Origin of the sequence: Hymenobacter sp. HSC-4F20, assembly GCF_019599275.1 — a bacterium.
Classification (GTDB): Bacteria; Bacteroidota; Bacteroidia; order Cytophagales; family Hymenobacteraceae; genus Hymenobacter.
The window spans coordinates 1,061,248-1,086,277 of sequence record NZ_JAHZTD010000002.1 but is presented as its reverse complement, the minus strand read 5'-3'; the positions used below and the strand labels follow the sequence as shown (position 1 = coordinate 1,086,277).

General features: G+C 61.2%; 20 protein-coding genes and 1 riboswitch. Of the genes, 8 read left to right on the top strand and 12 right to left on the bottom strand.

The features are described 5' to 3' along the window. Positions 1-109: 109 nt before the first annotated feature. From K3G63_RS14475 to metH, 11 genes are all read right to left on the bottom strand, one after another. On the bottom strand, positions 110-1,264 hold the full coding sequence (locus K3G63_RS14475) for a DUF692 family multinuclear iron-containing protein (RefSeq protein WP_220614797.1): 1,155 nt from the start codon (positions 1,262-1,264) through the stop codon (positions 110-112). Positions 1,265-1,267: 3 nt separating this feature from the next. Next, on the bottom strand, positions 1,268-1,432 hold the full coding sequence (locus tag K3G63_RS14470; RefSeq protein WP_220614796.1) for a hypothetical protein: 165 nt from the start codon (positions 1,430-1,432) through the stop codon (positions 1,268-1,270). Between the two features lie 80 nt (positions 1,433-1,512). Further along, positions 1,513-1,923 (bottom strand): putative signal transducing protein, encoded by a 411-nt coding sequence (locus tag K3G63_RS14465; RefSeq protein WP_220614795.1) that lies wholly within the window; start codon positions 1,921-1,923, stop codon positions 1,513-1,515. Between the two features lie 95 nt (positions 1,924-2,018). After that, a complete protein-coding gene (locus K3G63_RS14460) occupies positions 2,019-2,171 on the bottom strand; it encodes a hypothetical protein (RefSeq protein WP_220614794.1) in 153 nt (50 codons plus the stop codon). A 34-nt stretch (positions 2,172-2,205) separates the two neighbouring features. Continuing rightward, positions 2,206-3,609: an OFA family MFS transporter gene (locus tag K3G63_RS14455; protein WP_220614793.1), complete on the bottom strand. Its 1,404-nt coding sequence runs from the start codon at positions 3,607-3,609 to the stop codon at positions 2,206-2,208. 264 nt (positions 3,610-3,873) lie between these two features. Further along, positions 3,874-5,433, bottom strand: a complete 1,560-nt coding sequence (locus K3G63_RS14450) for an N-acetylmuramoyl-L-alanine amidase (protein WP_220614792.1) — start codon at positions 5,431-5,433, stop codon at positions 3,874-3,876. A 135-nt stretch (positions 5,434-5,568) separates the two neighbouring features. Then, on the bottom strand, positions 5,569-6,096 hold the full coding sequence (locus tag K3G63_RS14445) for a hypothetical protein (RefSeq protein WP_220614791.1): 528 nt from the start codon (positions 6,094-6,096) through the stop codon (positions 5,569-5,571). A gap of 122 nt (positions 6,097-6,218) precedes the next feature. Continuing rightward, positions 6,219-6,788 (bottom strand): energy transducer TonB, encoded by a 570-nt coding sequence (locus K3G63_RS14440; RefSeq protein WP_220614790.1) that lies wholly within the window; start codon positions 6,786-6,788, stop codon positions 6,219-6,221. A gap of 306 nt (positions 6,789-7,094) precedes the next feature. Next, on the bottom strand, positions 7,095-7,574 hold the full coding sequence (locus tag K3G63_RS14435) for a hypothetical protein (protein ID WP_220614789.1): 480 nt from the start codon (positions 7,572-7,574) through the stop codon (positions 7,095-7,097). Positions 7,575-7,670: 96 nt separating this feature from the next. Beyond that, positions 7,671-8,627 (bottom strand): methylenetetrahydrofolate reductase [NAD(P)H], encoded by a 957-nt coding sequence (gene metF / locus K3G63_RS14430; RefSeq protein WP_220614788.1) that lies wholly within the window; start codon positions 8,625-8,627, stop codon positions 7,671-7,673. 90 nt (positions 8,628-8,717) lie between these two features. Next, positions 8,718-12,428 (bottom strand): methionine synthase, encoded by a 3,711-nt coding sequence (metH, locus tag K3G63_RS14425; protein WP_220614787.1) that lies wholly within the window; start codon positions 12,426-12,428, stop codon positions 8,718-8,720. A 70-nt stretch (positions 12,429-12,498) separates the two neighbouring features. Beyond that, positions 12,499-12,613, bottom strand: a riboswitch (SAM riboswitch). A gap of 372 nt (positions 12,614-12,985) precedes the next feature. Between metH and K3G63_RS14420 the strand changes: the two genes are divergently transcribed. The 4 genes from K3G63_RS14420 to K3G63_RS14405 all read left to right on the top strand — a co-directional run bounded on the left by K3G63_RS14420 (position 12,986) and on the right by K3G63_RS14405 (position 18,672). Further along, the gene (locus K3G63_RS14420; RefSeq protein WP_220614786.1) at positions 12,986-14,140 is read left to right on the top strand and encodes a PA14 domain-containing protein; all 1,155 of its coding nucleotides are present in this window, start codon (positions 12,986-12,988) and stop codon (positions 14,138-14,140) included. A 210-nt stretch (positions 14,141-14,350) separates the two neighbouring features. Next, positions 14,351-15,484, top strand: coding sequence for an alkene reductase (locus K3G63_RS14415; RefSeq protein ID WP_220614785.1), 1,134 nt, complete (start codon positions 14,351-14,353; stop codon positions 15,482-15,484). A gap of 255 nt (positions 15,485-15,739) precedes the next feature. Beyond that, positions 15,740-17,182, top strand: a complete 1,443-nt coding sequence (locus tag K3G63_RS14410) for a pitrilysin family protein (RefSeq protein WP_220614784.1) — start codon at positions 15,740-15,742, stop codon at positions 17,180-17,182. An 11-nt stretch (positions 17,183-17,193) separates the two neighbouring features. Then, positions 17,194-18,672 carry a pitrilysin family protein gene (locus tag K3G63_RS14405; RefSeq protein WP_220614783.1) on the top strand — a complete coding sequence of 493 codons (1,479 nt, stop codon included), beginning with the start codon at positions 17,194-17,196 and terminating at the stop codon, positions 18,670-18,672. Between the two features lie 132 nt (positions 18,673-18,804). Here K3G63_RS14405 and K3G63_RS14400 read toward each other — a convergent pair whose 3' ends face one another. Continuing rightward, on the bottom strand, positions 18,805-20,322 hold the full coding sequence (locus tag K3G63_RS14400; protein ID WP_220614782.1) for a catalase: 1,518 nt from the start codon (positions 20,320-20,322) through the stop codon (positions 18,805-18,807). A gap of 138 nt (positions 20,323-20,460) precedes the next feature. Between K3G63_RS14400 and K3G63_RS14395 the strand changes: the two genes are divergently transcribed. The 4 genes from K3G63_RS14395 to pulA all read left to right on the top strand — a co-directional run bounded on the left by K3G63_RS14395 (position 20,461) and on the right by pulA (position 25,004). After that, positions 20,461-21,390: a LysR substrate-binding domain-containing protein gene (locus tag K3G63_RS14395; RefSeq protein ID WP_220614781.1), complete on the top strand. Its 930-nt coding sequence runs from the start codon at positions 20,461-20,463 to the stop codon at positions 21,388-21,390. A gap of 75 nt (positions 21,391-21,465) precedes the next feature. Beyond that, on the top strand, positions 21,466-22,080 hold the full coding sequence (locus tag K3G63_RS14390) for a TlpA disulfide reductase family protein (protein WP_220614780.1): 615 nt from the start codon (positions 21,466-21,468) through the stop codon (positions 22,078-22,080). A 94-nt stretch (positions 22,081-22,174) separates the two neighbouring features. Further along, positions 22,175-22,912 carry an alpha/beta fold hydrolase gene (locus K3G63_RS14385; protein ID WP_220614779.1) on the top strand — a complete coding sequence of 246 codons (738 nt, stop codon included), beginning with the start codon at positions 22,175-22,177 and terminating at the stop codon, positions 22,910-22,912. A gap of 82 nt (positions 22,913-22,994) precedes the next feature. After that, positions 22,995-25,004 (top strand): type I pullulanase, encoded by a 2,010-nt coding sequence (pulA, locus tag K3G63_RS14380; RefSeq protein WP_220614778.1) that lies wholly within the window; start codon positions 22,995-22,997, stop codon positions 25,002-25,004. Positions 25,005-25,030 lie beyond the last annotated feature (26 nt).

Sequence of the window (25,030 nt, the reverse complement as noted above, 5' to 3'; positions counted from 1 at the left end):
AATAGGAGGTAGAGCGTAGCACTAAAGCTAGAAAGTAAAACGCTGGCCAAGTTGCGTTGCAGCAGCTACCTCGTTGGGGCGGGTACTCTTTTTCGCTTTGCTCCAGGGGTTAGCGCTTCCACTTCTGGGCAATACTGACGGCCGTTTCCAGCATGTGGGGCGCCCATTGCTCCAGCTTCCAGGCAGAAGACGCCAGGGCGGAAGCGTGCAGCAGGCGCTGGGCTTCCGCCAGCGTCGGAGCCGTTTCCAAGATGTGGGAGAGATGTTGCTGGTGGGCGTAGAGCTGCCCGTCTTCAAAAGCCGGCCCGGTCGGCGGTGGGTGCAGGGGGAGGAATAACTGATCCGCGTAACCGGCGCGGCCGGTGCGGAGGCGCTGCACTATGGCCTCCATTCGGCCAAAATCGTGGCGAAACTGGGCCCGGCTTACCTCCGTCCGGAGGCTGGGGCCTAGCTGCTCCAACACCACGTACTTCAGGTGTGGGCACCGCGGGATAGTCAGTTCCAGCAGCTGAAACACGTCCTCCGGCACGGCCTCGTCGTGGGTATCGCGCCGGATTTTGCGGCCCGGAGTTAGCGCAGAGTCTTCCCAGCTGCCACCCGAAATATGAATTTCCCGCACCTGTTCCAGCGGGTACAGCCCGATAAGCTCCTCATAGGGCACGGAAAAGTTATGGAGCTGACAGTAGAGGTTGTGCAGATCCAGAATCAGGAAGCCGCTTACAGGTTCCAGCAGCCGGCCCAGAAACTCGCCGTGGCGCTTTACTTCTTCCAGAGAGTAGGCGAAGGCCAGGTTTTCCAGGCCTACCGGACAACGGCAGGCCTCGTAAAGGCGGCTTAGCCGGTCTCGGCCCAGGCGCAGGGTAGCAGGCGTGTAGGGCACGGGCAGCGGGGCGCCGGCGTGGAAGTTCTGACCCGTGAAAAAGCCGAAGTGCTCGGTGAGGTGCACCAGCGGGTAGCGGGCTACCACCTGGCGTACCTGCTCCAGCCACTGCTGTTGCTCCGGCGTCCAGCGGCCCGAAAGCAGGGAGAAATACACTCCGTGCCCGAGCAGGCGGTTTTCGGCGCTGTACGTGCCGAGTAACTCCGAAAACCAGTCAGGTAGCTGCTCGGCCCAAAAAAGCGTGTCGAACGACCATTCCAGGGCTTCTACCCGTCCCTCCGCCAGCAGGGGCAGGGCCGCCGATAGAATATCCACGTCGAGGTTACAGGCCAGCGTAGCCAGAATAGCAGGTTCGGCTGGGGTGGTAGGAAGGCCAGAGCTCATGGCCTACCCCATCCCGCAGCCGGGGCAGTTAGCCGGGGTCTTGCTGCTCTCCGACTCTGTTTTCTTCCCGTCCTCGCCTTTGGGGGTAGGGTCGTTGGTGGTGCACCCGGTAGCCTGCACGGTCAGGCCAACTACCACGGCGCTAAGGAGAGCTTTCGAGAGTTTCATAGGGGTAGGATGAGGTGGAGTACGAGCTTTCTTCCTGAGGAAGAGCCGCTCAGGGGTGCAAAGGTTGCATCCGATTGACCTTACTCGCCCTCAAACTCCAGCCCGCAGGTAAAGCAGTGGCACTGCGGCTTTTCGGGTGCCAGTAGCCAGAGGCGCAGCTTCACGAACAGGTTATCGGAGGGGTGGGGCTGGTGGCGGCACACCACATCAGTATGGTGGCAGCGCGGACAGCGCGGGCCGGTGGCGGGTTCCTCGTCGGGGGGCATGGCGTGCATGGGCGCGGGCTGGGCCTGCAGAACCTCGCGCGCCGCCGCCACATCAGCGGCGCGCACAAAGAGCCGGACTGCCCCCAGCACTGGGCCGTAGGGGCGGTTCTCGTTGCCCAGAAAGCAAGGGATGCCCGCCGCATCGAGCTGATTTTTGGCTAGGTGTGCGGTAATGGTATCCCGGTAGGAATCAAGTAGAACGATGGAAGCGGAGTCGGAGGGCATACTCAAGAGGCGGGGGCAGATGAAACCCCAGAACCTGAAACAACAGAAGCACCCGGTTGGGTGCTTCTGAAAATGAAAAAACAACAGCGCAATACCTACTTAAACAGGGCCAGCGCCTTAATAAAGGTTTGGGAAACACCCCACAGCAGAGGAATGCCCACGTAGAGCCAGGCCAGAACGGCCGAGCCTCCGGTAGCAGCCGGCTCGGAGGTAGCCGCGGAAGAAGATGAATTAACGGGAGTGCTCATAGGGAGGGTACAGTTTAGATGGAAAAGCCGCCGCCTAGTGTCCGCCGGCTTCAATGGTAACCGGGCCTTTTTCGTAGTATTCTTCCTTCACGGGGCGCACGGCCAGGTTAGCCAGCAGGCCCAGCACCAGTACGCCGGCCATGGTATAGAATACGTTCTGATAAGCCGCCGCGCCTTGCAGGCCCTGCTCTTTGGCGCGCTCATGCAACAGGTGTACAATCAGCGGGCCCAGCACGCCCGCCGTGCTCCAGGCCGTGAGCAGACGCCCGTGAATGGCCCCCACCTGGTACTTACCAAACAAATCAGAGAGGTAGGCCGGGATGGTGGCAAAGCCCCCACCGTACATGCTGATAATCAGACAGGTTACCATTACAAACAAAGTAAGCTGCAGGTTGTGGCCCAGAGTAGGGATAAGAGAGTAAAGCAGAATGCCCAAGCCGAAGTAGATGGCATACGTCACTTTGCGGCCCAGCTTATCCGACGCCGACGACCAGAAAAAGCGGCCCAGCAGGTTGAACAGGCTGATGAGGCCCACAAAGCCGGCGGCGGCGGCGGCCGTTACGCCCCGGCCTGCGCCCATTGCCCCCTCCGAAAAGGTTTCCTGTACCAGCGGCGAGGCCGTTTCCAACACGCCGATGCCGGCAGTTACATTGGTGAGCAGCACCACCCATAGCAGCCAGAACTGCGGAGTTTTAATGGCGTTGTCGGCCGAGACGTTGCCGGTGGTAATCAGCTCGTTGTGCTCCGTGCTGGGCACATAGCCGGCCGGCTTCCAGTCGTCGGCGGGCACCCGAATGGTCCAGACGCCGAACTGCATGAACACCAGGTAAATCAGACCCATTACAATGAAGGTAGGCGCTACGCCCTGGGGAGCCGAGTCCTTGAAATGGGCCATTAGGTTATTCGCCAGCGGGGAGCCAATCATGGCCCCGCCGCCGAAGCCCATAATGGCCATACCCGTGGCTACCCCTTTGCGGTCGGGGAACCACTTAATCAGGGTGCTCACCGGCGAAATGTAGCCGATGCCCAACCCAATGCCACCCACGAAGCCATAACCGAAGTACACCAGCCAGATGCTGTGCAGGTGCACCCCGAGGGAAGCAATCAGAAACCCGCCCCCAAAGCACAGGGCCGAGGCCAGCATAGCTTTGCGCGGCCCTACTCGTTCCAGCCACTTGCCAAATACCGCCGCCGACAGGCCCAGCAACACAATGGCAATGGAGAAAGTGATGCCGATTTGCGTAGGGGTCCAGTCCGCGGGAGCGGGGTTGTTCACGTCGCCGCTGATAAGGGCGCCCAGCGGTTTGTTGAACACGCTGAAGGCGTAGGCCTGCCCAATGGCGAGGTGAATAGCCAGCGCGGCTGGTGGAACCAGCCACCGGTTGTAGCCCGGCCCGGCAATAGTGCGACTACGGTCCAGTAACGAAGCGTTTGCCATAGAGTGAATGGGTGTTTGGGGGAGTGAAAGAACAGGCAACCAACCAGCTGCGCGGCGTACAGCTGAGCTGTACGAGTTGGCAGCCAATAAGGTAGAAGAGCTGCGTAGGCTTTTTAAGGGGAGAAGCAAGTATTTTTTGCTAAAAAGCTATAGCAGAAAAAAGGTCTGCTGCTCAGCCCGCCGTCAATACCGCGTCAAGAATACCCGTCATACGTGAAGAACAGATGTTGGTACACGCCAGCAAGTCGGCTCCGACAGATTTACTTACTGAGTGGCGGCTCGGCCCAGCAGCCAGCCCCGGGGCCCGCGGGCTTTTGTGTTCTTCAGGAAGCGTTCTAGTCCGCGACGCATGGCTTCTGCCATGCGCTGCTGAAACGCCGGTTCGGTGAGGCGGTGCTCCTCCTCGGGGTTGGAAATGAAAGCGGTTTCCACCAAGGCATTGGGGTACTCCGTGGGGCCATTCAGGGCAAAGTTGAAGCTGCCTACGTTGCCGAACCCCGCCAGACCCGTACCGCGCATCTGTTCGTACAGGGCTACCGAGAGCGGCCGGAACGCCGCATAGCGGTAGTAGGTGCTGGTGCCCCGGGCGGCCGGGCTGGCGGCGGAGTTGACATGAATGCTAACCAGCAGATCGGGGTTGCGGCGACGAAGCAGCAGCACCCGCTCCCCATTGTCCACTGTCGCATCAGTTTCGCGCGTCATCACCACGCGGGCACCGGCCTGCTCCAGTTCCCGGCGCAGGCGCTGGGCAATGGCCAGGGTCAGGTCCTTTTCCCGGGCCCCGCTGGCCCCGGTGGCTCCCACGTTAGTGCCACCATGACCCGCATCAACAGCCACGGTCAGGCCCTGTAGACGAAGCGTGCGGGGCGGCCGCTTCACCCGGATTTCGAGCGTGTTGCCGCGGTAGCCGATATGATAACCCCAACTCTGACGGTGGCGTAATGGCAGCACCAGCCGGAATACGTCGGGCTCAATCTGCTCGTAGCTCACGTCGCCCAGCTCGCGCAGGCCCTCGCGCTGGGTTATCCAGTTAGTGTTCGAGGTAGCCCCAAAGATGTCGACCACCAGCCGGGTAGGATGCAGGTGCAGCTGGGAGCGGTAAGGCAGGCGCTGGGTAAGCGGCACCCGTACGTAGTCGTAGAGCGAATCGCCCTGCACGCTCCAGGAGCCGGTCAGGGAGGTGGGAACAAAACCGCCCGGCGGCAGCAGGCGCACTACCTCCTGGGGCGCCCATGCTGTATGGGCCGCCGCGAGCTGCACCCGGTACTGGTTGCCTACCCGCCCCGTTAGGTGCAGTACTACCGCCGAGTCGAGGTAGCCGAGCTTGGCTCCGCCCAGCCGGTCTTCGCCCAGCCCGTAGTTCAGGTAGGCCAGTTCCCCACGGGTTACGGCCAGTTGGGGTACGTTGGGAGAAAGAAACCGCACAGTGTTCTTGCTGAAGGCCGTGGCCACGAGGCTGTCGGGCGTCAGGAGCTGAAAGGCCAGGCGCCGGTTGTGCAGGGTGTCGCCGGGTTGCACCACGTAGGTACCCTGGTACACCCCGCGCCGGCCCTGGGCCTGGGCCGGGAGCAGTTCCGTGAGGGGCTGGCCCTTCAGAAAAGAGCCCTGTAGTCCGGGCGTGCCGGTCAGGCGCACCTGCAGCCGGTCGCCCGGCTGCAACCACTGGTCGGCGGCGGGCACAGTTTCCGCCGTGGTGATAACCGGGGCAGCAACTGCCGCCCGCGGGCGCGGAGGACGGGCCCGCTGCGCCCGGGCAACACTACCTGACAGCAGCACTACTGCCAGGGTAGCCCAGCAGGCGCGGAGAACAGAAGAAGGTAGCATAGGGAGAGGTAGAGAGATACAGACGAAGAACCGCCAGCTCTTGTTGCCACCGTCCTGAGCCCGGCGGTCGGCGCCGCGAACAGCAAAAAGCCCCGCCACAAGGGCGGGGCCGGAGTTAGAAGGAGGGTAGCCAGCCTAGGGCTGTTTCACAGCCTGGCCCAGGTCTTTCACATCGCGGCCGGTTTCCAGAGCCGTGAACTCCGTTTGCAGCGCCCGGATGTGCAGCTCGTCGCGGCCCTTGATATCGAGGCGAATGGCGCGGAACCGCTCGTTGAGGCGGCGGCTGATGGCCGTGGCGTAGTCCCAGTCGCGCTGGGTCCACTCGCGGCGGCGGCTGCGCACCTGCTGCATAAACTGCACGAAGGCCGGCTCAATGGTTTGGGGCGTCAGGGTTTCGATATCGGAGTAGGTGCCCAGCAGCTGGCTGGCAAACGTAGCCGCGGCGGCTTGGTCCAGGGGCTCCCGGCTACGGGCGCGGGAAGTGGAGTCGAAGCGGGCCGCGCGGCGCCCGGCCACGCGCAGCTTGGCAGCGGCACGGTCGGCCACGGTATCCAGCCGGCGCGCTTCCTGTTTTACCATTTCCTGCCGCTCGCGCGGGGTAGTGTCGCAGGCAGTCAGCAGCAGCCCAACGGCGGGCAGCAGAAGTAAGCGAAGAGGTTTCATAACGGCAAGGTATTGATTGTTGCGAGTTGCGCCAGCCAGAGGACCCAGAAGCAGCGCCGCTTACCCCTGTACGAGGTAAGCGGCGCTTTTATCACTACTTAGTTGAAAAGTATACTCCCTTGCTACTGCGGGCGCATCCGGAACGTGAAGGGCATCTCGTACTTGGAAACCACGGCGCGGCTACCAATGCGGGCCGGAATCCACTGGGCCGGAATGCTGCGGGCTACTCGCAGGGCTTCTTCGTCGCAGCCGGAGCCAATGCCCAGCAGCACTTGGTGGCCGGAAGCCTGCCCCAGGGTGTCGACCACGAAGGAGACGACCACCCGGCCTTGCACGTTCTTGCTCTGCGCCGCGGCGGGGTAGTTCAGCTTGGTCAGGTATTGAGCCAGGGCCGCCTCGCCCCCAATAAAGAAGATAGGGTGTGTTACGCGCTGCCGTGTCCAGTCGCCGGCGGCGGTCTGTACCGGGTAGGGCACGTCATCAAAAGGCCGGTTGAACACCAGTTTCTTGGCCGTGTGGTCGTACTTCTGGGTGACTACCTGACTACCGTCGCGGGTGTACGCGTAGTACTCCCAGACGCCTACTTTCTCGCCTTTTTCCAGCAGGCCGCTTTCCAGCTCTGATTTGCGCAGTTTCTGGGCGTGTGCTACTCCGCAGGTGAGCAGCAGCAGGGAGAGTACCAGTTGTTTCATAGAAATACATAAGGGTGGGAAATGTGGGAAGTGTGCGAGCGGAAAAACGCCAGCCGCACCTGGCCTGGAGCCGGCCGGCGGGAAGCGTTTGAGAGAAATGAATCTTGGTTAAATACCAGTATGGCTGGTGGCTGCTTGCAGGCAGTTGGCAACCGGGTGGGACCTTCAGCGTATTGTTAGGTAAACAATAAAGGGCGTAGCGTAGCAGGGGGGAATTGCTGTGCGCGTAGCCTGGTCCGGGAAATTTACTAATTCCTTTTCAGCCCACCAAGTCATCGGGTAGGAAGGCATTTCAGCTGCCGTAGCTTAACTGTTCTGGTCATCCAGCCGGTCGCGCAGGTCACGGAGCTGATTTTGCAGGCCTGGCCACGCCGGACAGATTTTCTCCAGCCGGCTTAATACCCGGAAGGCGCCCCGGTCGTCGCCGAGCATGCGAAGCATGGTAGCCCAGCCGGATAGGGCTCCAAAATGCCTTGGTTCGAGGCGCAACGTTTCGCGCACGTCGCGCAGGGAGGCGTTGTACTCGCCGCGTAGGTAGTAGGCCGTGGCCCGTTTGTTCCACCCCTCGGCGTAGTCGGGACTGACTTCCGTGAGTAAGGTAAACTGCTGAATAGCCAGCGTGTAGTCGCCGGCGGCCAGGGCGCGCATCCCCGTTTCCAGGTGCTTGTCGAGCACGGGGTGGCCGGCCGTCAGCCAGATCTGCCAGATGCCATCTTGCAACGCTTCGATTTCAGTTGGAGCAGTGGCCTCCTGAAGGCGCGCAAACAAGTCGTCGAGGGTGTCCAAGTGGATGAGCGAATGAGTGAGTGAGTTCCCGTTCTAACGGCGCAGACTGCCAGAACGTTAAACTCACTCAATCACTCATTCACTTAATCACTCACTTTAAAACAAAGCCGCCGCTACCCGCCGGATGCTTTCTGATTTGCCCATGCTGTAGTAGTGCAGCACCGGCACGCCGTGGGCCATCAGCTCCTTGCTTTGGTTGATGCACCACTCAATGCCGATTTCGCGGGCCGCGGCGTTATCGGGGGCGTGGTGTACGGCGTCGGCCAGCTCCTCCGGAATGTTGAGGTAGAAGGCGCGGGGTAGCATGGTGAGCTGGCTTTTGGTAGTCAGGGGCTTGAGGCCGGGGATGATGGGCACCGTAATGCCCGCCTCCCGGCAGCGTTTCTCGAAGTTGAAAAACTGCTCGTTATCGAAAAACATCTGGGTCACGATGTAGTCGGCGCCGCGGTCTACTTTGTGCTTGAGGTAGCGCAAGTCGGCCCCGTAGTTCGGCGACTCAAAGTGCTTCTCGGGGTAGCCCGCCGTGCCGATGCAGAAGTTGGTGGCCCAGGTTTCGTCCTGCTCCTCGTCCAGGTACTCGCCTTTGTTGAGGTTGGCTACCTGCCCAATCAGGTCGGCGGCGTAGGCGTGGCCATCGGGGTCGGGCTTGAAATGTCCTTCCGATTTGATGGGGTCGCCGCGCAGGGCCAGCACGTTATCGATGCCCAGGAAGTGCAGGTCGATGAGGGCGTTTTCGGTTTCCTCTTTCGAGAAGCCTCCACAGATCAGGTGGGGCACCGTGTCCACATCGAAGCGGTTTTTGATGGCCGCACAGATGCCCACCGTGCCGGGCCGCTTGCGCACGGTTTTCTTCTCCAGAAACCCGTTGGGGTGCTGGCGGTACACGTACTCCTCGCGGTGGTAGGTTACGTCGATAAACGGCGGGTTGAACTCCATCAGGGGCTCAATGTTCGAGAACAGATTCTGGATGTTCTCGCCCTTTTTGGGGGGTAGCACCTCGAAGGAAAACAGCGTTTTGCCGTTGGCGCGGGCTAGGTGTTCGGTTACTTTCATATAGAGCACTAGCAGAGAGCCAGTGAGTCGTTAACCAAGTCGGGTTGTGCATGCTTCTTCAACTCAAGAAGAAGGAGATGATTCGTGGGGCTACAGCGCCGTTACGGGCACGCTGGCTGGGTCGTAGTTCAGGTTGGGGGCCAGCCAGCGCTCCAGCTCGGCTAGCGGCATGTTCTTGCGCTCGGCAATGTCCGCTACCTGGTCCTTGCCAATGCGGCCGAGGCCGAAGTAGCGCGAATCGGGGTGGGCGTAGTAGAGGCCGCTGACCGAGGAGGCGGGATACATAGCCAGGTTCTCGGTGAGGCGGATGCCAGTTTTGTTTTCCGCGTCGAGCAGCTCAAACAGGGTGATTTTCTCGGTGTGGTCGGGGCAGCCAGGGTAGCCGGGCGCCGGGCGCACGCCGCGGTATTCTTCCTTGATGAGGTCCTCGTTGGAAAGGTTTTCACCGGAAGCGTAGCCCCAGAACTCTTTGCGTACCCGCTGGTGCAGGCGCTCGGCAAAGGCTTCAGCGAGGCGGTCGGCCAGGGCTTTCACCATAATGCTGGAGTAGTCGTCGTGGTCTTTTTCGTACTGGTCCAGCAGCTTTTCAATGCCGATGCCCGCCGTTACGGCAAACCCCCCGATGTAGTCCTGGCGGCCGGTTTCCCGCGGGGCCACGAAGTCGGAGAAGGCCAGGTTGGGCACGCCGGGCGCTTTTTCGCTTTGCTGGCGCAGGGTGAAAAACTCGGTTTGGACCTGCTGGCGCGTGTCGTCCTCGAACACCTGGATGGTATCATAGCCTACCGTGTTGGCGGGCCAGAACCCTACCACGGCGCGGGCCGTGAGCAGCTTCTCGTCGATAATCTGGCGCAGCATTTTCTGAGCGTCCTCAAACAGCTTGGTAGCGGCTTCGCCCAGGGTTTCATCGGTAAGGATGCGGGGGTAGCGGCCTTTCAGCTCCCAGGTGTGGAAGAAGGGCGTCCAGTCGATGTATTTGGCCAGCTCAGCCAGGGGGTAATCTTCCAGTACCTTGGTACCGAGGAAACTGGGCGTGGTGATGGGGGTAGTGTCCCAGTCGGCTTTGAAACCGTTTTCGCGGGCTGCCTCAATGGTGAGGTAGCTTTTCTCGCGCTGGCGGCCGGCGTAGTCTTCGCGCAGCTGGCGGTATTCCTCGTGCACGGTGCGGGCATAGGTTTCCTTGCCCGAGCCGAGCAGGCCCGCCGCCACGCCTACCGAGCGCGAGGCGTCGTTGACGTGTACCACGGGGCCGGAGTAGTTAGGAGCAATTTTCACGGCTGCGTGCAGGCGGGAGGTAGTGGCCCCGCCAATGAGCAGGGGCGTGTTCAGCCCGCGCTTCTCCATTTCCTGCGCCACGTACACCATTTCATCCAAGCTGGGCGTAATCAGGCCGCTGAGGCCGATGACGTCGGCGCCCTGGGCCTGGGCTTCGTCCAGAATCTTTTCCAAAGGCACCATCACGCCCAGGTCCACGATATCGAAGTTGTTGCAGGCCAGCACCACGCCCACGATGTTCTTGCCGATGTCGTGCACGTCGCCTTTCACGGTAGCCAGCAGGATTTTGCCGGCCGACTGCCGCGCCGAGCCTTGCTTCTCGGCTTGTAGGTAAGGCTCCAGGTAGGCCACCGCCTTTTTCATTACCCGGGCCGATTTTACCACCTGGGGCAGGAACATCTTGCCCGCCCCGAACAGGTCGCCCACCACGTTCATGCCGGCCATCAGCGGGCCCTCAATCACATCGAGCGGGCGGCCTACTTGCTGGCGCACTTCCTCGGTGTCCTGGTCGATGAACTCCGTAATGCCTTTTACCAGCGCGTGTTGCAGGCGCTCGGCTACGGGCAGGCTGCGCCAGGCGTCGGCTACTACCTCTACTTTGTCTTTCTGCTTCACCGTTTCGGCGAAGTCGACGAGGCGTTCCGTGGCGTCGGGGCGGCGGTCCAGCAGCACATCTTCCACCAGTTCCAGCAGGTCCTGGGGCACGTCGTCGTACACAGCGAGCTGGCTGGGATTCACAATGCCCATGTCGAGGCCGGCCTGAATGGCGTGGTAGAGGAAGGCCGAGTGCATGGCCTCGCGCACCACATCGTTGCCGCGGAAAGCAAAGCTGATGTTCGACACACCCCCGCTGGTAAGGGCGCCGGGCAGGTTCTGCTTGATCCAGCGCACGGCCTCAATAAACTCCAGGGCGTAGCGGCGGTGCTCCTCCATACCGGTGCCCACGGTGAGGATGTTGGGGTCGAAGATGATGTCCTCGGCCGGGAAGCCGACTTCATTCACCAGGATGTCGTAGCTGCGCCGGCAGATGTCGATGCGGCGCTGGTAGTTGTCGGCTTGGCCCTGCTCGTCGAAGGCCATAACCACCACGGCGGCCCCGTACTGGCGCACGGTGTGGGCGCGCTCCTTGAACACCTCCTCGCCTTCCTTCAGGGAAATGGAGTTGACGATGCTCTTGCCCTGCACGCACTTGAGGCCGGCTTCCAGCACGCTCCACTTCGAGGAGTCAATCATCACCGGCACGCGGGCAATGTCGGGCTCGGAGGCAATCAGGTTCAGGAAGGTGGTCATGGCCTGCTCCGAGTCGAGCATGCCCTCGTCCATGTTCACGTCAATTACCTGGGCACCGCCCTCCACCTGGTCGCGGGCTACCTGCAGGGCCTGCTCATAAGCACCCGTCCGAATGAGGCGGGCAAAGGCGCGGGAGCCGGTTACGTTGCACCGCTCCCCCACGTTTACAAACAGGCTCTGCTCCGTGATGCCGAAGGGCTCCAGGCCGCTCAGTCGGGTAGCAGCCGGTACCGCGGGCAAGGGGCGGGGCTCGTACTTTTCGGCGAGGCGGGCAAGTTCGGCAATGTGCTGGGGGGTAGTACCGCAGCAGCCGCCTACCACCGTTACAAGGCCATCAGCCAGGTAGCCTTCCACCACGCCCGCAAACTCCTGCGCCGACTCATCGTAGCCGCCGAACGCGTTGGGCAAGCCGGCATTGGGGTAGGCTGAAATGTGTACATCGGCAATACGACTTAGCTCCTTGATATACACCTTGAGCTGATCGGCGCCGAGGGCACAGTTCAGGCCCACACTCAGCAGGGGCAGGTGCCGAATCGAGTTCCAGAAGGCCTCCACCGTCTGCCCCGAAAGGGTGCGGCCGGAGGCGTCGGTAATGGTGCCGGAAATCATGACGGGCACTACCCGGCCGCCTTCGTCGAAGAACTTCTGCACCGCGTACAGAGCGGCCTTGGCGTTCAGCGTGTCGAAGATGGTTTCAATGAGCAGGGCGTCGGAGCCGCCATCTATCAGGCCACGCACCTGCTCGTGGTAGGCCGTGGCTAGCTCATCAAACGTCACGGCCCGGAAGCCGGGGCGGTTTACGTCGGGCGAGAGGCTGGCAGTGCGGTTGGTGGGCCCGATGGCCCCGGCCACGAAGCGGGGCTTGTCGGGGTTCTGGCGGGTAAACTCGTCGGCTACTTCCTTGGCAATGCGCGCCGACTCATAGTTCAGCTCATACACAATGTGCTCCAGGGCGTAGTCGGCCTGGGCAATGGTAGTGCCGCTGAAGGTGTTGGTTTCCACCATGTCGGCCCCGGCCGCGAAGTAATCGGCGTGGATGCCCCGGATGATGTCGGGGCGGGTAAGGCTGAGCAGGTCGTTGTTGCCGCGCAGCGGCTTGGGATGATCCGCGAAGCGCGAGCCCCGGAAATCATCCTCCGTCAGCGTGTGACGCTGAATCATGGTGCCCATGGCACCGTCCAGAATCAGGACGCGCTGGGCAAGAATATCGTGCAGCGGGGAGTGGAGGGTCGTCGGCATATCAGCTCATCAAGAAAATCGGCAGCGAAAAAGTGCCTATCCAGAAAGAGCCGCCGCAGGGCGAGTCCGGTACTTATCTTCTTCCGCGCAGCCGCTTAGCTGGCGAAATGGGAGTTGGCACCTTGTTTTATTTCAGGTTGCCAAGACGTCGTCGGGCCCAGTCCCTCGGTCTTTCTGGATAAGTAACAGGGCGAAGATACAGCAGGAATCTTCGAAATTCAATTCGGGAAGGTTTGGCCGTGAACAGGGGGTAGGAAAAGAGCCCTCTCCGTTTCATTGCTCGCTCTGTAGAGAAGCAACAGTATGCGTCTCCTCATTCCTGCTGCTGTTTATAGCGTCCTGATTCCAATCATTCAACGCCAAGACGCGAACCACAGGGGCGGCGTGGCCATGTGTCGCGTCTCCATAAGCTGTTCTATCAGCAGCACGTAGGTAGTGCAACAGATTATATAGTTTGAAGGCAATGTTTCGTTGAAGTAAAGCAGGCAATTTGTTGAATACAGCTTCCATTGCCGGGCAACTTATCCATCTTACGGCTACCTATCTGCCTGATGATTATGCGCCTACCCCCTTTCCTGCGTCAAACCCTTGTGGGCTGCTTCTGTCTGTTCAGCAGCCTGGCGCTGGCCCAGCATGTTCCCGGCACCGGCCTGCGCGGACAGTATTACGAAGGCAAGAACTTCGAGAAGCTAGTGCTGGCGCGCACCGATCCGGGCATCAACTTCAACTGGACTATCGGCCCCGATGGTAGCCATTTTGTGTCGCCGGGGCCCGGCGTGCCCGCCGAGTGGTTTTCAGTGCGCTGGGTGGGGCACCTATACGTGCCGGTAACGGGAGTGTACACTTTCCAGATTGCCGTCGACGACGGTATGCGCGTCTGGATAGGCGGCCGTAAGGTGCTGGATTCCTGGCGCGACCAGCCCGTCACTACCTCCACCACCCACATGAACCTGACGGCGGGCCGCTACTATCCGGTGCGGGTGGAGTATTACCAAGTAGAGCGGGACTCAAGAGCCTTGCTGGCCTGGAAGCTGCCCGATTCGTTTGACGAGCCCCGGCCAATTCCTACTGCAAACCTGTACCAGCGCCTGCCCGCTACAGCGGTACCGCTGGCAGATGCCACTCCGCCTAAGCCGAAAGCCACGGCGGCCCTGCTGCCGGTGCCCGCGAAAACGGGGGCCACCCCCACGCCATCGTCGCTCAAACCGCGCCCTCCCAAGCCGGTACCGAAACCAAGAAATGCCGCTCCCGTTGGTGTTCGGCCAGCTACGCCCCGCCCAGCGGCAGCCAAGCCAGCGCCTGGGAAACCAGTGATTGTCGACGCGCCCGATACTTCGGCAGCTGGGCTACCCGACCTGGCAGCCCTGAGCAAAGGCGCAGCCCTGACGCTGCCCAACCTTTATTTCACCCAGAGCACCGCCGTGTTGCTGCCTACCTCCCGGCCCACCCTGAACGCCCTGGCCCGCACCCTGCGCGAGCAACCCGCCATGCAGCTGGAAATAGCCGGCCACACCGATAATGTGGGCGAGCCCGCCCTCAACCTGCGCCTCTCTGAGCAGCGCGCCCGCGTGGTGCGGCAGTATCTGGTGCAGCAAGGCATTGATTCGGTGCGGCTTACGGCCCGCGGCTACGGTAGCACAAGGCCCGTAGCCGACAACCGCGACCCGCAGCAGCGCCCCCGCAACCGCCGGGTAGAGGTAGTAGTGCGGTAGTTGTATTGTAAGCGGAACACTAAGAGAACTGTCCTCCTGAGCAGAGGCGAGGAATCTGGAACCAGTGGTAGTGGCTACCCTAGATGCCTCACTGCTGCTCGGGAGGGCAGGCGAGACTTTTTTCAGAAGGTAGCCAAAACATTGGTGTATAGACATTAGTTGATGGGTGCTGAAACGGTACGTTACTGTTTCTCAACTATCGACTGTACTATGAGCCAGACTCCCAATTTGTTTACGCCCGTTCAGGTGGGCGCGCTTTCCCTACCCAACCGCTTCGCCATGGCACCCATGACGCGCAGCCGGGCCACCAACGAGGGCAACGTGCCCACCGAATCCGTAGTGAAATACTATGTGCAGCGCGCCACCGCCGGCCTGATTATTTCGGAAGGCTCGCAGGTGTCGCCCCAGGGCGTGGGCTACATCAACACGCCCGGCATCTACTCCGAGGAGCAGGTAGCGGGCTGGAAAAAAGTGACGGATGCTGTGCACGCCGCCGGGGGCCGCATTTTCATTCAGCTTTGGCACGTAGGCCGCGTGTCGCACCCCTTCTTCCACAACGGCGAGCTGCCCGTAGGCCCCTCGGCCATCAAGCCCGAAGGCGCCAAAGCTTTCACGGGTCAGGGCTTTGAAGAAGTGCCCACGCCGCGCGCCCTGGAGTTGAGCGAAATTCCGGGGGTAGTAGACCAGTTCCGCCAGGCGGCCCGCAACGCCAAGCTGGCCGGCTTCGATGGCGCTGAAATTCACGGGGCCAACGGCTATCTGCTCGACCAGTTCATTCAGGATGGCTCGAACCAGCGCACCGATGAGTACGGCGGCAGCCTGGAAAACCGCGCCCGCTTTGTGCTGGAAGTGGTGCAGGCCGTAGTGGATGAGCTGGGCGCCGACCGCGTGGGCATCCGCCTCTCGCCCCAGGGCAGCCACAGCATCAAAGACTCGGATCCGGTGAAAACCTTCAGCTACGTGACCGAGCAGCTCAACCAGTTTAACCTGGCCTACTTGCACGTAATTGAGGCCCTGCCCGGCCACCCCATGGCCCAGCCCAGCGCCCCGGCCGTAGCGGCGCACCTGCGCAAAATCTTCAACGGTACCTTTATCCTGAACGGGGGCTACACCCAGGAAACCGCCGATAAAGCCCTGGCAGGCAACGAAGCCGACGTCATTGCCTTCGGCGTACCGTTCATCGCCAACCCCGATCTGGTGGAGCGTTTCCGCATCGGTGCCGCCCTCAACACCCCCGACCCCAGCACCTTCTACGTGCCCGGCGACAAAGGCTACATCGACTACCCTTCCCTGGAGGATAAAGAGGCGGATAGCAAGCAACCCGTTGACTATCAGAACAACTAATTAGGTTTTAGCCTCCCAACAGAAGCCCGCTCTGGTACTAACCGGAGCGGGTTTTTCTTTAGAGTGGGCGGCAAAAAAGCACTGCCTGCTGTTTGTTACCCCTTTCGTTCATTGACAAAAACCAGCCGTCCGTACTTCGGCAGGCATAGTTGGTTGATTATCTACTTTTCTTATATAGAACAGGATTAATTCTTTGCAATAGATTGTGTAGGTTGAGGTCGATTCGGGATACTTCACCATTCTTACCTGCTCATTATGAAGCTAATTACTCCTGTAGGCCACGCGCTGGGTTGGGGCACGGCCTTTCTGCTGACCCTGGGTGCCTGCAGCCCCAAGGCTACCTCCGTAACTACCGCCAGCACTACCCCCCCGCCTACGGCCGAAGCGGCCCCGGCCCAGCCGGCGGTGGCTTTGTTTCAGATTCCGGTGGAATATTACACGCTACCCAATGGCCTGAAAGTAGTCCTCTCGCCCGACCACACGGCCCCGACGGCTACCGTGGCGGCGTACTATAACATCGGGTTCCGCAACGAGCCCCGCAACCGCACGGGGTTTGCCCACTTGTTTGAGCACCTGATGTTTCAGGGCTCCCAGAACCTGGGCAAGATGGAGTTCATCCAGCTGATTCAGAAGAACGGCGGCATCCTGAACGGCTCTACCCGCTTCGACTTCACCAACTACTTTGAGGTAGTGCCCGCCCACAAGCTGGAAACCATGCTCTGGGCCGAAGCCGACCGGATGCGCGGCCTGGCCATCAACCAGGCCAACCTTACCAACCAGCAGGGGGTAGTAAAAAACGAGGTGCGCGTGAACGTGCTCAACCAGCCCTACGGCGGCTTTCCGTGGCTGGACATGCCCCAATACGCCAACAAAAACTGGAACAACGCCCACAACTTCTACGGCGACCTGAAAGACCTGGACGCCGCCACCCTGGAAGATGCCCAGCAGTTTTTTAAAACCTACTACGCCCCCAACAATGCCGCCTTGGCTGTAGTCGGTGATTTTGAGCCGGCCCAGGCTAAAGCGTGGGTCGAGAAATACTTCGCGGGCATTCCGGCCGCTACCCAGCCGCCCAAGCCCGACCTTACGGAGCCGCGCCAGGAAAAGGAGCAGCGCTTCACCAAGGACGATAAGCTGGCTACCAAGCCGGCCCTGGCTTTCGCCTACCACATGCCCGAGCGCAACACCCCCGAGTACTACGCCCTAATCCTGCTCGACCAGATTCTGCTGCAGGGCAAAGATTCGCGCCTCTACCAGGCCATGGTGCAGAAGCGCGGCCTGACCGATGACGTGAGTGGGGGCATCAACTACCTCGGCAACGCCTTCAACTACGCCGGCCCCATGCTCTGGATGGGCAACCTGGTGTACGACCAAACCGTGAAATCGGACTCCGTCGTGAGCGTGCTCGACCAGGAAATCAACCGCTTAGCCAAAGGCGGCATCGAGCAGGCCACGCTGGATTTGGCCGTGGTGAAGCTGCGCTCCACCCTCTACGACCAGCTTTCCGGCTCCGATAACTTTGGCCGCGCCGACATGCTGGCTTCCTTTGCCTTGTTTGATAATGACCCCTCGCGCATTAATAAGCTGGAAGGCGAATTCCGCAAAATCACGCCCGACGTGATGCAGCGCACCATTCAGGAATACTTGCGGCCGACCAACCGCACCATTGTGGTTGTTAATCCGCTGGCCAAAAGCTAACCCGATACCGTATGAAAACTTCCTACCTCGGGTTGCTCAGCGCGGCCCTACTGCTAACCACTGCCCCGGCAGCACTGGCCCAAACCAAGCCCGCCGCCAAACCGGCCAGCAAAGCCACTACGGGGGCTACACCTACCGCTGCCACGGCCGCCCCTGCTACCCCCAAGGAAACTCCGCCCCCCGGCGGTACGCCCCGCGACTTTACCTTACCGGCCAAGGAGGAGTTTGAGCTACCCAATGGCCTTTCGGCCAAGCTGGTGCCCTACGGCCAGGTGCCCAAAGTAACGATGATGGTGGCCATCCAGGCCGGTAACGTGCACGAAGCCGCCGACCAGGTAGGCATTGCCGACTTGCTGGGCAAGCTCATGAGCGAAGGCACTACTGCCCTCAATGCCACCCAGCTAGCCGACAAAGTAGCCCGCATGGGCGGCTCCCTGAACATTTCGGTGGGCCAGGACCAGACGATGCTGTGGGCTTCCTGTCTCTCGGAGTACGCGCCGGAGCTGGCTACCCTGCTGGCTGATGTGGTGCAGCACCCGGCCCTGCCTGCCAGTGAGCTGCCCCGCATCAAGGCCGATTTCAAGCGGCAAATGAACCTGGCCCGCGCCCAGCCCAGCATGCAGGCCCGGCAGAAGTTCGTGGCTTCGCTCTACGGCAGCCACCCCTACGGCCGGCCCCTACCCACCGACGCGGCCATTGACGCCCTGACCCTGGAGCAGGTAAAAGCCTTCTATCAGAACCAGTACGGCGCCCAGCGTACCAGCGTGTACGTGGCCGGCAAGTTCGATAAAGATGCCCTGCGCCAGGCCATTACCAAGAGCTGGAGCCAGTGGGATAAGGGCCCGGTGCCCCACATCGAAATTGCCAAAGCCCAGATTCGGCCCGACGTGCTGACCCTGGACCGCCCCAGCGCCCCCCAATCAACCCTGATGATTGGCATGCCGGTAGTGGACCCCTCGCACCCTGATTACACAAAGCTGCGCGTAATGAACTCCCTGCTGGGCGGCTCCTTCGGCTCCCGCATCACGCGCAACATCCGCGAGGACAAGGGTTACACCTACTCGCCCTACAGCAACATCGAAACGCACTACCGGGCCGGCAACTGGACCCAGAACGCCGACGTGACCACCCAGGAAACCGGCAACTCGCTCAAGGAAATCGTGTACGAGATTGAGCGCCTCCAGAAAACCCCGCCCACCACGGAGGAGCTAAAAGGCATCCAGAACTACGAGTCGGGTTTATTTGTGCTGCGCAACTCTACCCCTGGCGGCATCATCAGCCAGCTTAACACCCTGGAACTACACGGCCTCCCCGACTCCTACCTCACGGAGCAGGTTAAGAACATCAATGCCGTCACGCCCCAGCAGGTCTCGGAAACTGCCCGCAAGTACGTGCGCCCCGAGGCCATGACCATTGTGGTAGTCGGCGACAAAAAGATCATCGACCCGCAAATCAAGAAGTTTAAGGATAGCCGGAAGAAGGCGCTCTAGACGGGAAAGTTTATTTACCGTTCTGCGGAGCAGAGTTGAAGCAGAACAACTGGTGTTACGTAAACCGTACACAAAAAAGCCGCTCCGGAATCCGGAGCGGCTTTTCAATTCCCACGGTAGTACAGATCGGGTTTATACAGCTGCGGCAACAGGCTGTGGGTGCTGGGTAGGCATCTCCACATCTACCCCAAGGCCCTTGGCAATGGCCATGCCCAGGCGGATGTCGGCGCGGAACCAGTGGCAAAGCTGGCGCTGGATGATGAGGTCTTTTTTGGGGCCCTCAATGCCGCTCATGGAGCCTACAATATTGTCGATGAGGTTGCGCTGGGCCTGCGCGTCGAGGAGGCGGAACAGGTTGCCGGGCTGGGTGTAATGGTCGTCGTCGCCGGGGCCTATGTTCCGGTCGAAACGGTCGGCGAACAGGCCGTCCAGCTCCTGGTCGGGCTCCCCTACGGTCTGGTCTTCCACGGGGCCATCAAAGGAGTTGGGGAAGTAGTTGGGGCCGGGGCCGCCGTTGTCGCCGAGGGCCATCTGACCGTCGCGCTGGTAGTTGCTGAAGCCGTAGGGGCAGGCATTTACGGGCAGGTGCTCATAGTTGGCCCCCAGGCGGTAGCGCTGGGCATCGGGGTAGCTCAGGATGCGGCCCTGCAGCATTTTATCGGGCGAGTAGCCGATGCCGTCTACTACGTGGGCCGGGGCGAAGGCGGCCTGCTCCACGTGGGCGTGGTAGTTCACCGGCACCTCGTTCAGCTCCAGCACGCCTACTTCCTGCAGCGGAAACTCGCCCTGGGGCCACACTTTGGTCAGGTCGAAGGGGTTCCAGCGGAAGGTTTTGGCCTGCTCCGGGGTCATCGTCTGGATGAACATCTTCCAGCGCGGGAAATTGCCGCTGTCGATGGCGTCCACCAGGTCGTGCTGGGCGAAGTCGGCGTCCTGGGCCTTCATGTGGGCAGCTTCTTCGCTCGTGAAGTTCTTGATGCCCTGCTCCGTACGGAAGTGGAATTTCACCCATACTCGCTCATTCTCCGCGTTGATCAGGGAGAAGGTGTGCGAGCCGAAGCCGTGCATGTGGCGGTAGCCGTAGGGCGTGCCGCGGTCCGACATGAGGATGGTGACCTGGTGTAGGCTCTCGGGGTTCAGGCTCCAGAAGTCCCACATCATGGTAGCCGACTTCAGGTTGGAGCGGGCCTCGCGCTTCTGGGTATGAATAAAGTCGGGGAATTTCACCGGGTCTTTCACAAAGAACACCGGCGTATTGTTGCCCACCACGTCCCAGTTGCCGCCCGGGGTGTAGAACTTCAGGGCGAAGCCGCGGGGGTCGCGCTCCGTGTCGGCCGAGCCCTTTTCGCCGCCTACCGTGCTGAAGCGCAGAAAGATGCGGCACTGGTTGCCTACCTGGCTGAAAATCTGGGCGCGCGTGAGGTGGGTAATGTCGTGGGTAACCGTGAAAGTACCGTAGGCGCCCGAGCCCTTGGCGTGCACCACGCGCTCCGGAATCCGCTCCCGGTTGAAGTGGGCCAGCTTTTCGTGCAAGAAGTAATCCTGGAGCAGCAGCGGCCCACGCGGACCCGCCGAAAGCGAGTTCTGATTGTCGAAAATCGGGCGGCCGGCGGCGGTAGTGAGCTTCCGGGGTTGGGTTGATTCTTCCATGGGAGAAAGTAGATAAGAGATGTCAGCGGAGAAGTCCGAGGCAGGGCGCCGTTCGGGGTGCACAAAGGTTGAGCTTACATCGGTATAAGGAAAATCGATTGTTTTTATACTAGTATAGCTTATGTCTATATTTGCGCGATGAATCTGCAGCAGCTGGAATACCTTATTTCCCTTGATACCTACCGGCAGTTTGTGCTGGCGGCGGAGAAGTGCCACGTCACGCAGCCTACCCTGAGTATGCAGCTCCAGAAGCTGGAAGACGAGTTGGGCGTGCTGCTCTTCGACCGTACTACCAAGGGGGTGCAGCCAACCGCTGTGGGCGAAAAAGTAGTGCAGCAGGCCCGACAAGTGCTGCGCGAAGTGAAGCAACTGCGCGAGGTAGTACAGGTAGAAAAGGGGGAGTTGGTGGGCGAACTGCGCCTGGGCATCATCCCTACGCTGGCGCCCTATCTGGTGCCCCTGTTTCTGGTGGAGCTAGTGGAGCGCTACCCCCAGCTGCGCGTGCAAGTGGAGGAGCTGCAGTCGGCCCAGATTATTCAGCGGCTAAAAGATAATCAGCTGGATGTGGGCCTGTTGGTTACGCCCCTCGACGACCGGCAGCTGCGGGAAGTGCCCGTGCTGGAAGAGCCCTTTCTGGGCTATATCTCGGAGAAGCATGAGCTGTACCCGCAGGCAACCATCAGCCCCCAGGACATGGGCGCGCCGGGGCTGTGGCTGCTGCAGCAGGGCCACTGCTTCCGCCATCAGGTCCTGAACATCTGTGCGCCTGCGCCAGCCGCCACCAGCCGGCCTTTTACGTATGAAAGTGGCTCCATTGAAACCCTGAAGGAGCTGGTGCGTCATAACCACGGCTACACACTGGTACCGGAGCTGTCGGTGCTCACGGAGCTGAGCAGCCCGATGGTGAAGCGTTTTGAAGCGCCCGAACCGGTGCGCGAAATCAGCCTGGTAGTACACCACGGCTTCGTGCGTCTCCCGCTGCTGACTACCTTGCGCGACCTTATTCTCAGCAAAGTGCCCGAGCGGCTGCAGGCCGGCCAGGCAAAACAAAAGATTCGGTGGCGCTGACGCGTTACGCCTGGAACCCCACAGCTCGCCTCGGGTAAACCCGAAGGCCCAACCATGTTAGCTTAGGTATCAACCATGCAGTTTTCAAAGCCAAAGTGGGGCACTATTGCTCAGTGGGGCGGGATAGTGGCACTTCTGATTGTCTTACTCACGGATTTGCGCACGCCCGTATTGGGCAGTGTGCAACAGGGGTTGCTGGCTACGGGGCTGTGGCGGCCAACCCTACCCCCGGCGCCGGCCCAAACCCCGGTTCAGGCCACCCGCACCTCCTACCCTCACAACCTGTCCCTGCTTACCCTGGATGGTAAGCCGGCAAATCTGCGCGACCTACAAGGCAAGGTGGTGCTGGTAAACCTGTGGGCTAGCTGGTGCCCGCCCTGCATGGCCGAAATGCCTGGCTTACAGAAGCTCTACCACCAGGTAGATAAGCGAAAAGTAGCTTTCGTCATGATTTCGCTGGATCAGAACCCCGACAAGGCCCGCCGCGTGGTAGCTCGCAAAGGCTACACGTTTCCGGTGTACTTTCCGGCCGCTCCGCTACCTCCGGCTTTCGACTCAGAGTCTATTCCGACTACCCTGATTGTGGGTCCCAATGGGCAAATAGCCGCCCGGCACGAAGGCATGGCCGACTACGACACGCCCGAATTCAAGGCGGCCCTAGAGAAACTTGCCGGTTCAGCTCGGCTCTAAGTCCGCGCGCACACGTACAGCCGGTAGCTCAGCCGGGCCGGCACCGTCTGGTTGCGCCCGGGTCTGGGCCCACGGATGATTTGCTGTTTCCCTTATGGCTGCTGTACCTGCGCTTACCTTCATTGGCCTGCACTACTGGGCTGGCTCCGGCCGCGAGTTTCAACAAGTGGCCGATTTGCTGGCTCCCGACTACCTCTTTCTGGCTCCTGATCTGCCGGGCTTCGGTGCTGCCCACGAGGTGGTTAGCAGCTACTCGGTGGCCAGCTACGTTAAAGAGGTAGAGCACGTTCTGGCTGAAAAGCAGGTAGGGCGCTACGTGCTGGTGGGCCACAGCATGGGCGGCAAAATTGCCCTGGCCCTGGCCGCCCGACAACCGGCTGGCCTGGCCGGCGTGGCCTTGCTTAGCCCTTCGCCCCCCGGTCCTGAGCCCCTAACCGACGAAGACCGGATGGCGAGCATGCGGGCGTACGGCAAGCCCAGCGAAGCCGAAAAGACCTTGCAGAAAATTACCGCTCGCCCGCTGCCCGAAGCCCTCCGGCAGCAAATCCTGGAAGACAATCTGCGCAGCACCCGCCTGGCCTGGGACGCCTGGCTGCTGCACGGTAGCCGCGAAGACCTAAGCGCCCAAATGTGCAGCGTGTGCGTGCCTTGCACCATTGTGGCCGGCGACCAGGATGACGTGATGTCGCCGTCGGTGCACGGGCTGGAAACGCTACCCCTGCTACCCGTTGGAACGCCCCTGGAAATTATTGGCGGCGCGGGCCATCTGCTACCTTACGAAGCACCGGAAGAGGTAGCCCAGCTGCTGCGCAGCTTTGCGCAAGGGCTGTAGCCTGCGTTAAGGCGTAATTCTTGGGTAGGCGGGCTCGTGCTCCAGGGTAAAAAGCCGAACTTAGGGGTCTACTTTTCCACCTATGACGTTCCGGTTTCTTTTTGCCTTTTTACTTGCTGTGGGTACCCTGACTACCTGCCGGACTGCCCGCCTCGCGGACACCTACGATACCCTCCCCACCTACGAAGGTCCTGACCTCGGGCTGACCTTCACCAAGGGCCAAGCCCGCCTGCGGGTATGGGCCCCTACTGCCGAAAAACTACAGCTGAAGCTCTACGCCGAGGGCACCGGCGGCGCGCCTGTGGCTGAGTACCCCATGCAAAAGTCGACGGGTGGTACGTGGGTGTACACCCTGCCCAGCCAGCCGGCTGGTCGGTTTTACGTGGTCCAGGCTACCATTAAGGGCCGCCAAATGACCGAGGTGCCGGACCCCTACGTGCACGCCGTGGGGCTGAACGGCCAGCGCGGCGCCCTGCTCGACCCGGCTGCCGTGAACCCCACCGACTGGGCCGACGACCTGCAGCCCCGGCTAAAGCAGCCTACCGACATCGTGATTGGCGAAATGCACGTGCGCGACCTGACGATGCATCCGCAGTCGGGGGTGCAGCACAAGGGCAAGTTTCTGGGCGTGGCCGAAAGCGGCACCCACGGCCCCAGTGGCGTCAAGACCGGCCTCGGCCACCTTACGGAGCTGGGTATCACGCATGTTCATTTGCTCCCTACCAACGATTTTGCTTCCGTCGATGAAAGCCAGCTTCGGCAAAACCGCTACAACTGGGGCTACGATCCGCTGCATTACTCTGTGCCGGAAGGTTCCTACGCTACTGACCCCGCCGACCCTGCTACCCGCATTCGGGAAATGAAGCAGATGGTGCAGGGCCTGCACCAGAACGGCCTGCGCCTGGTGCTCGACGTAGTGTACAACCACACGGCCGATGCGGGCCGCAGTTCCTTCGAGCAGCTGGTGCCCGGCTACTACTACCGCCACAACCCCGACGGCTCGCTGTCTAATGCCTCGGCCTGCGGCAATGAGGTAGCCTCCGAGCGGCCCATGGTGCGCAAGCTCATCGTGGAATCGGTGGCGTATTGGGCCCGCGAATACCACGTCGATGGATTCCGCTTCGACCTGATGGGCATTCTGGATCTGCGCACGATGCGCGCCGTGCGCGTCGCCCTCGACCAGATTGACCATTCCATTTTTGTGTATGGCGAAGGCTGGGCCGCCGGAGCCAGCCCCCTGCCCGAAGCAGAGCGAGCCGTAAAAGCCAACATCGGGAAGCTGGACCGCATTGCGGCCTTCGGCGACGAGCTGCGCGATGGGGTGAAGGGGCATTTTGCCCGCCAGACCGAGCCGGGGTTTGCCAGTGCGCAGCCGGGCCTGGAGGAAAGCGTGAAGTTTGGCATCGTGGCGGCTACCCAGCACCCGCAGCTCGACTATACCAAGGTGAACTACTCGAAGGGGCCCTGGGCCGCTACCCCCTTGCAAGCCATTAACTACGTGGCCTGCCACGACGATAGAGTGCTCTGGGACAAGCTCAGGGTAGCCAACCCCGGCGCCTCGGAAGACGAGCTGATCCGAATGGACTTGCTCAGCAACACGATTGTATTTACATCCCAGGGTGTGCCGTTCCTGACTATCGGCGACGATTTTCTGCGCACGAAAGGCGGCTCCCACAACTCCTACAATCAGCCCGACAGCGTCAACCAGCTCGATTGGGCCCGCAAGGCGCGGTACCTGCGCATCAATCAGTTCTACCGCCAGCTGGTTGCTCTGCGCCGGGCCCATCCGGCTTTTCGCCTGCCCTCTCAGGAGCTAATTCAGCAGCACCTGGAGTTTCTCCCGAACCTGCCCACCACTACCATCGGCTACCGCCTGAAAGACCACGCCGGCGGCGACTCCTGGAATAACATTGTGGTGCTGCTGAACGGCAACCGCCAGCCGGCTCGTATGTCCGTGCCCGCTGGCCGCTACTCGGTGGTGCTGGCCGGCGACCAGATCAACCCGCAAGGTATCCGGCAGGTAGAGGGGGTAGGCGAAACCCTGACGGTAGAAGTGCCCGCCTCATCGGCGCTCATCCTGGCTCAGCCTTAGCAATGAGATGCTGATCGGGTAAAGGA

Excerpts from the sequence above, each read along its gene's own strand:
- K3G63_RS14470 (WP_220614796.1), bottom strand. The coding sequence starts at position 1,432 with ATGAAACTCTCGAAAGCTCTCCTTAGCGCCGTGGTAGTTGGCCTGACC.
- K3G63_RS14450 (WP_220614792.1), bottom strand. The coding sequence starts at position 5,433 with ATGCTACCTTCTTCTGTTCTCCGCGCCTGCTGGGCTACCCTGGCAGTA.
- K3G63_RS14445 (WP_220614791.1), bottom strand. The coding sequence starts at position 6,096 with ATGAAACCTCTTCGCTTACTTCTGCTGCCCGCCGTTGGGCTGCTGCTG.
- pulA (WP_220614778.1), top strand. The coding sequence starts at position 22,995 with ATGACGTTCCGGTTTCTTTTTGCCTTTTTACTTGCTGTGGGTACCCTG.
- K3G63_RS14455 (WP_220614793.1), bottom strand. The coding sequence starts at position 3,609 with ATGGCAAACGCTTCGTTACTGGACCGTAGTCGCACTATTGCCGGGCCG.
- K3G63_RS14395 (WP_220614781.1), top strand. The coding sequence starts at position 20,461 with ATGAATCTGCAGCAGCTGGAATACCTTATTTCCCTTGATACCTACCGG.
- K3G63_RS14420 (WP_220614786.1), top strand. The coding sequence starts at position 12,986 with ATGCGCCTACCCCCTTTCCTGCGTCAAACCCTTGTGGGCTGCTTCTGT.
- K3G63_RS14400 (WP_220614782.1), bottom strand. The coding sequence starts at position 20,322 with ATGGAAGAATCAACCCAACCCCGGAAGCTCACTACCGCCGCCGGCCGC.
- metF (WP_220614788.1), bottom strand. The coding sequence starts at position 8,627 with ATGAAAGTAACCGAACACCTAGCCCGCGCCAACGGCAAAACGCTGTTT.
- K3G63_RS14460 (WP_220614794.1), bottom strand. The coding sequence starts at position 2,171 with ATGAGCACTCCCGTTAATTCATCTTCTTCCGCGGCTACCTCCGAGCCG.
- K3G63_RS14465 (WP_220614795.1), bottom strand. The coding sequence starts at position 1,923 with ATGCCCTCCGACTCCGCTTCCATCGTTCTACTTGATTCCTACCGGGAT.
- K3G63_RS14405 (WP_220614783.1), top strand. The coding sequence starts at position 17,194 with ATGAAAACTTCCTACCTCGGGTTGCTCAGCGCGGCCCTACTGCTAACC.
- K3G63_RS14410 (WP_220614784.1), top strand. The coding sequence starts at position 15,740 with ATGAAGCTAATTACTCCTGTAGGCCACGCGCTGGGTTGGGGCACGGCC.
- K3G63_RS14415 (WP_220614785.1), top strand. The coding sequence starts at position 14,351 with ATGAGCCAGACTCCCAATTTGTTTACGCCCGTTCAGGTGGGCGCGCTT.
- K3G63_RS14475 (WP_220614797.1), bottom strand. The coding sequence starts at position 1,264 with ATGAGCTCTGGCCTTCCTACCACCCCAGCCGAACCTGCTATTCTGGCT.
- metH (WP_220614787.1), bottom strand. The coding sequence starts at position 12,428 with ATGCCGACGACCCTCCACTCCCCGCTGCACGATATTCTTGCCCAGCGC.
- K3G63_RS14385 (WP_220614779.1), top strand. The coding sequence starts at position 22,175 with ATGGCTGCTGTACCTGCGCTTACCTTCATTGGCCTGCACTACTGGGCT.
- K3G63_RS14440 (WP_220614790.1), bottom strand. The coding sequence starts at position 6,788 with ATGAAACAACTGGTACTCTCCCTGCTGCTGCTCACCTGCGGAGTAGCA.
- K3G63_RS14390 (WP_220614780.1), top strand. The coding sequence starts at position 21,466 with ATGCAGTTTTCAAAGCCAAAGTGGGGCACTATTGCTCAGTGGGGCGGG.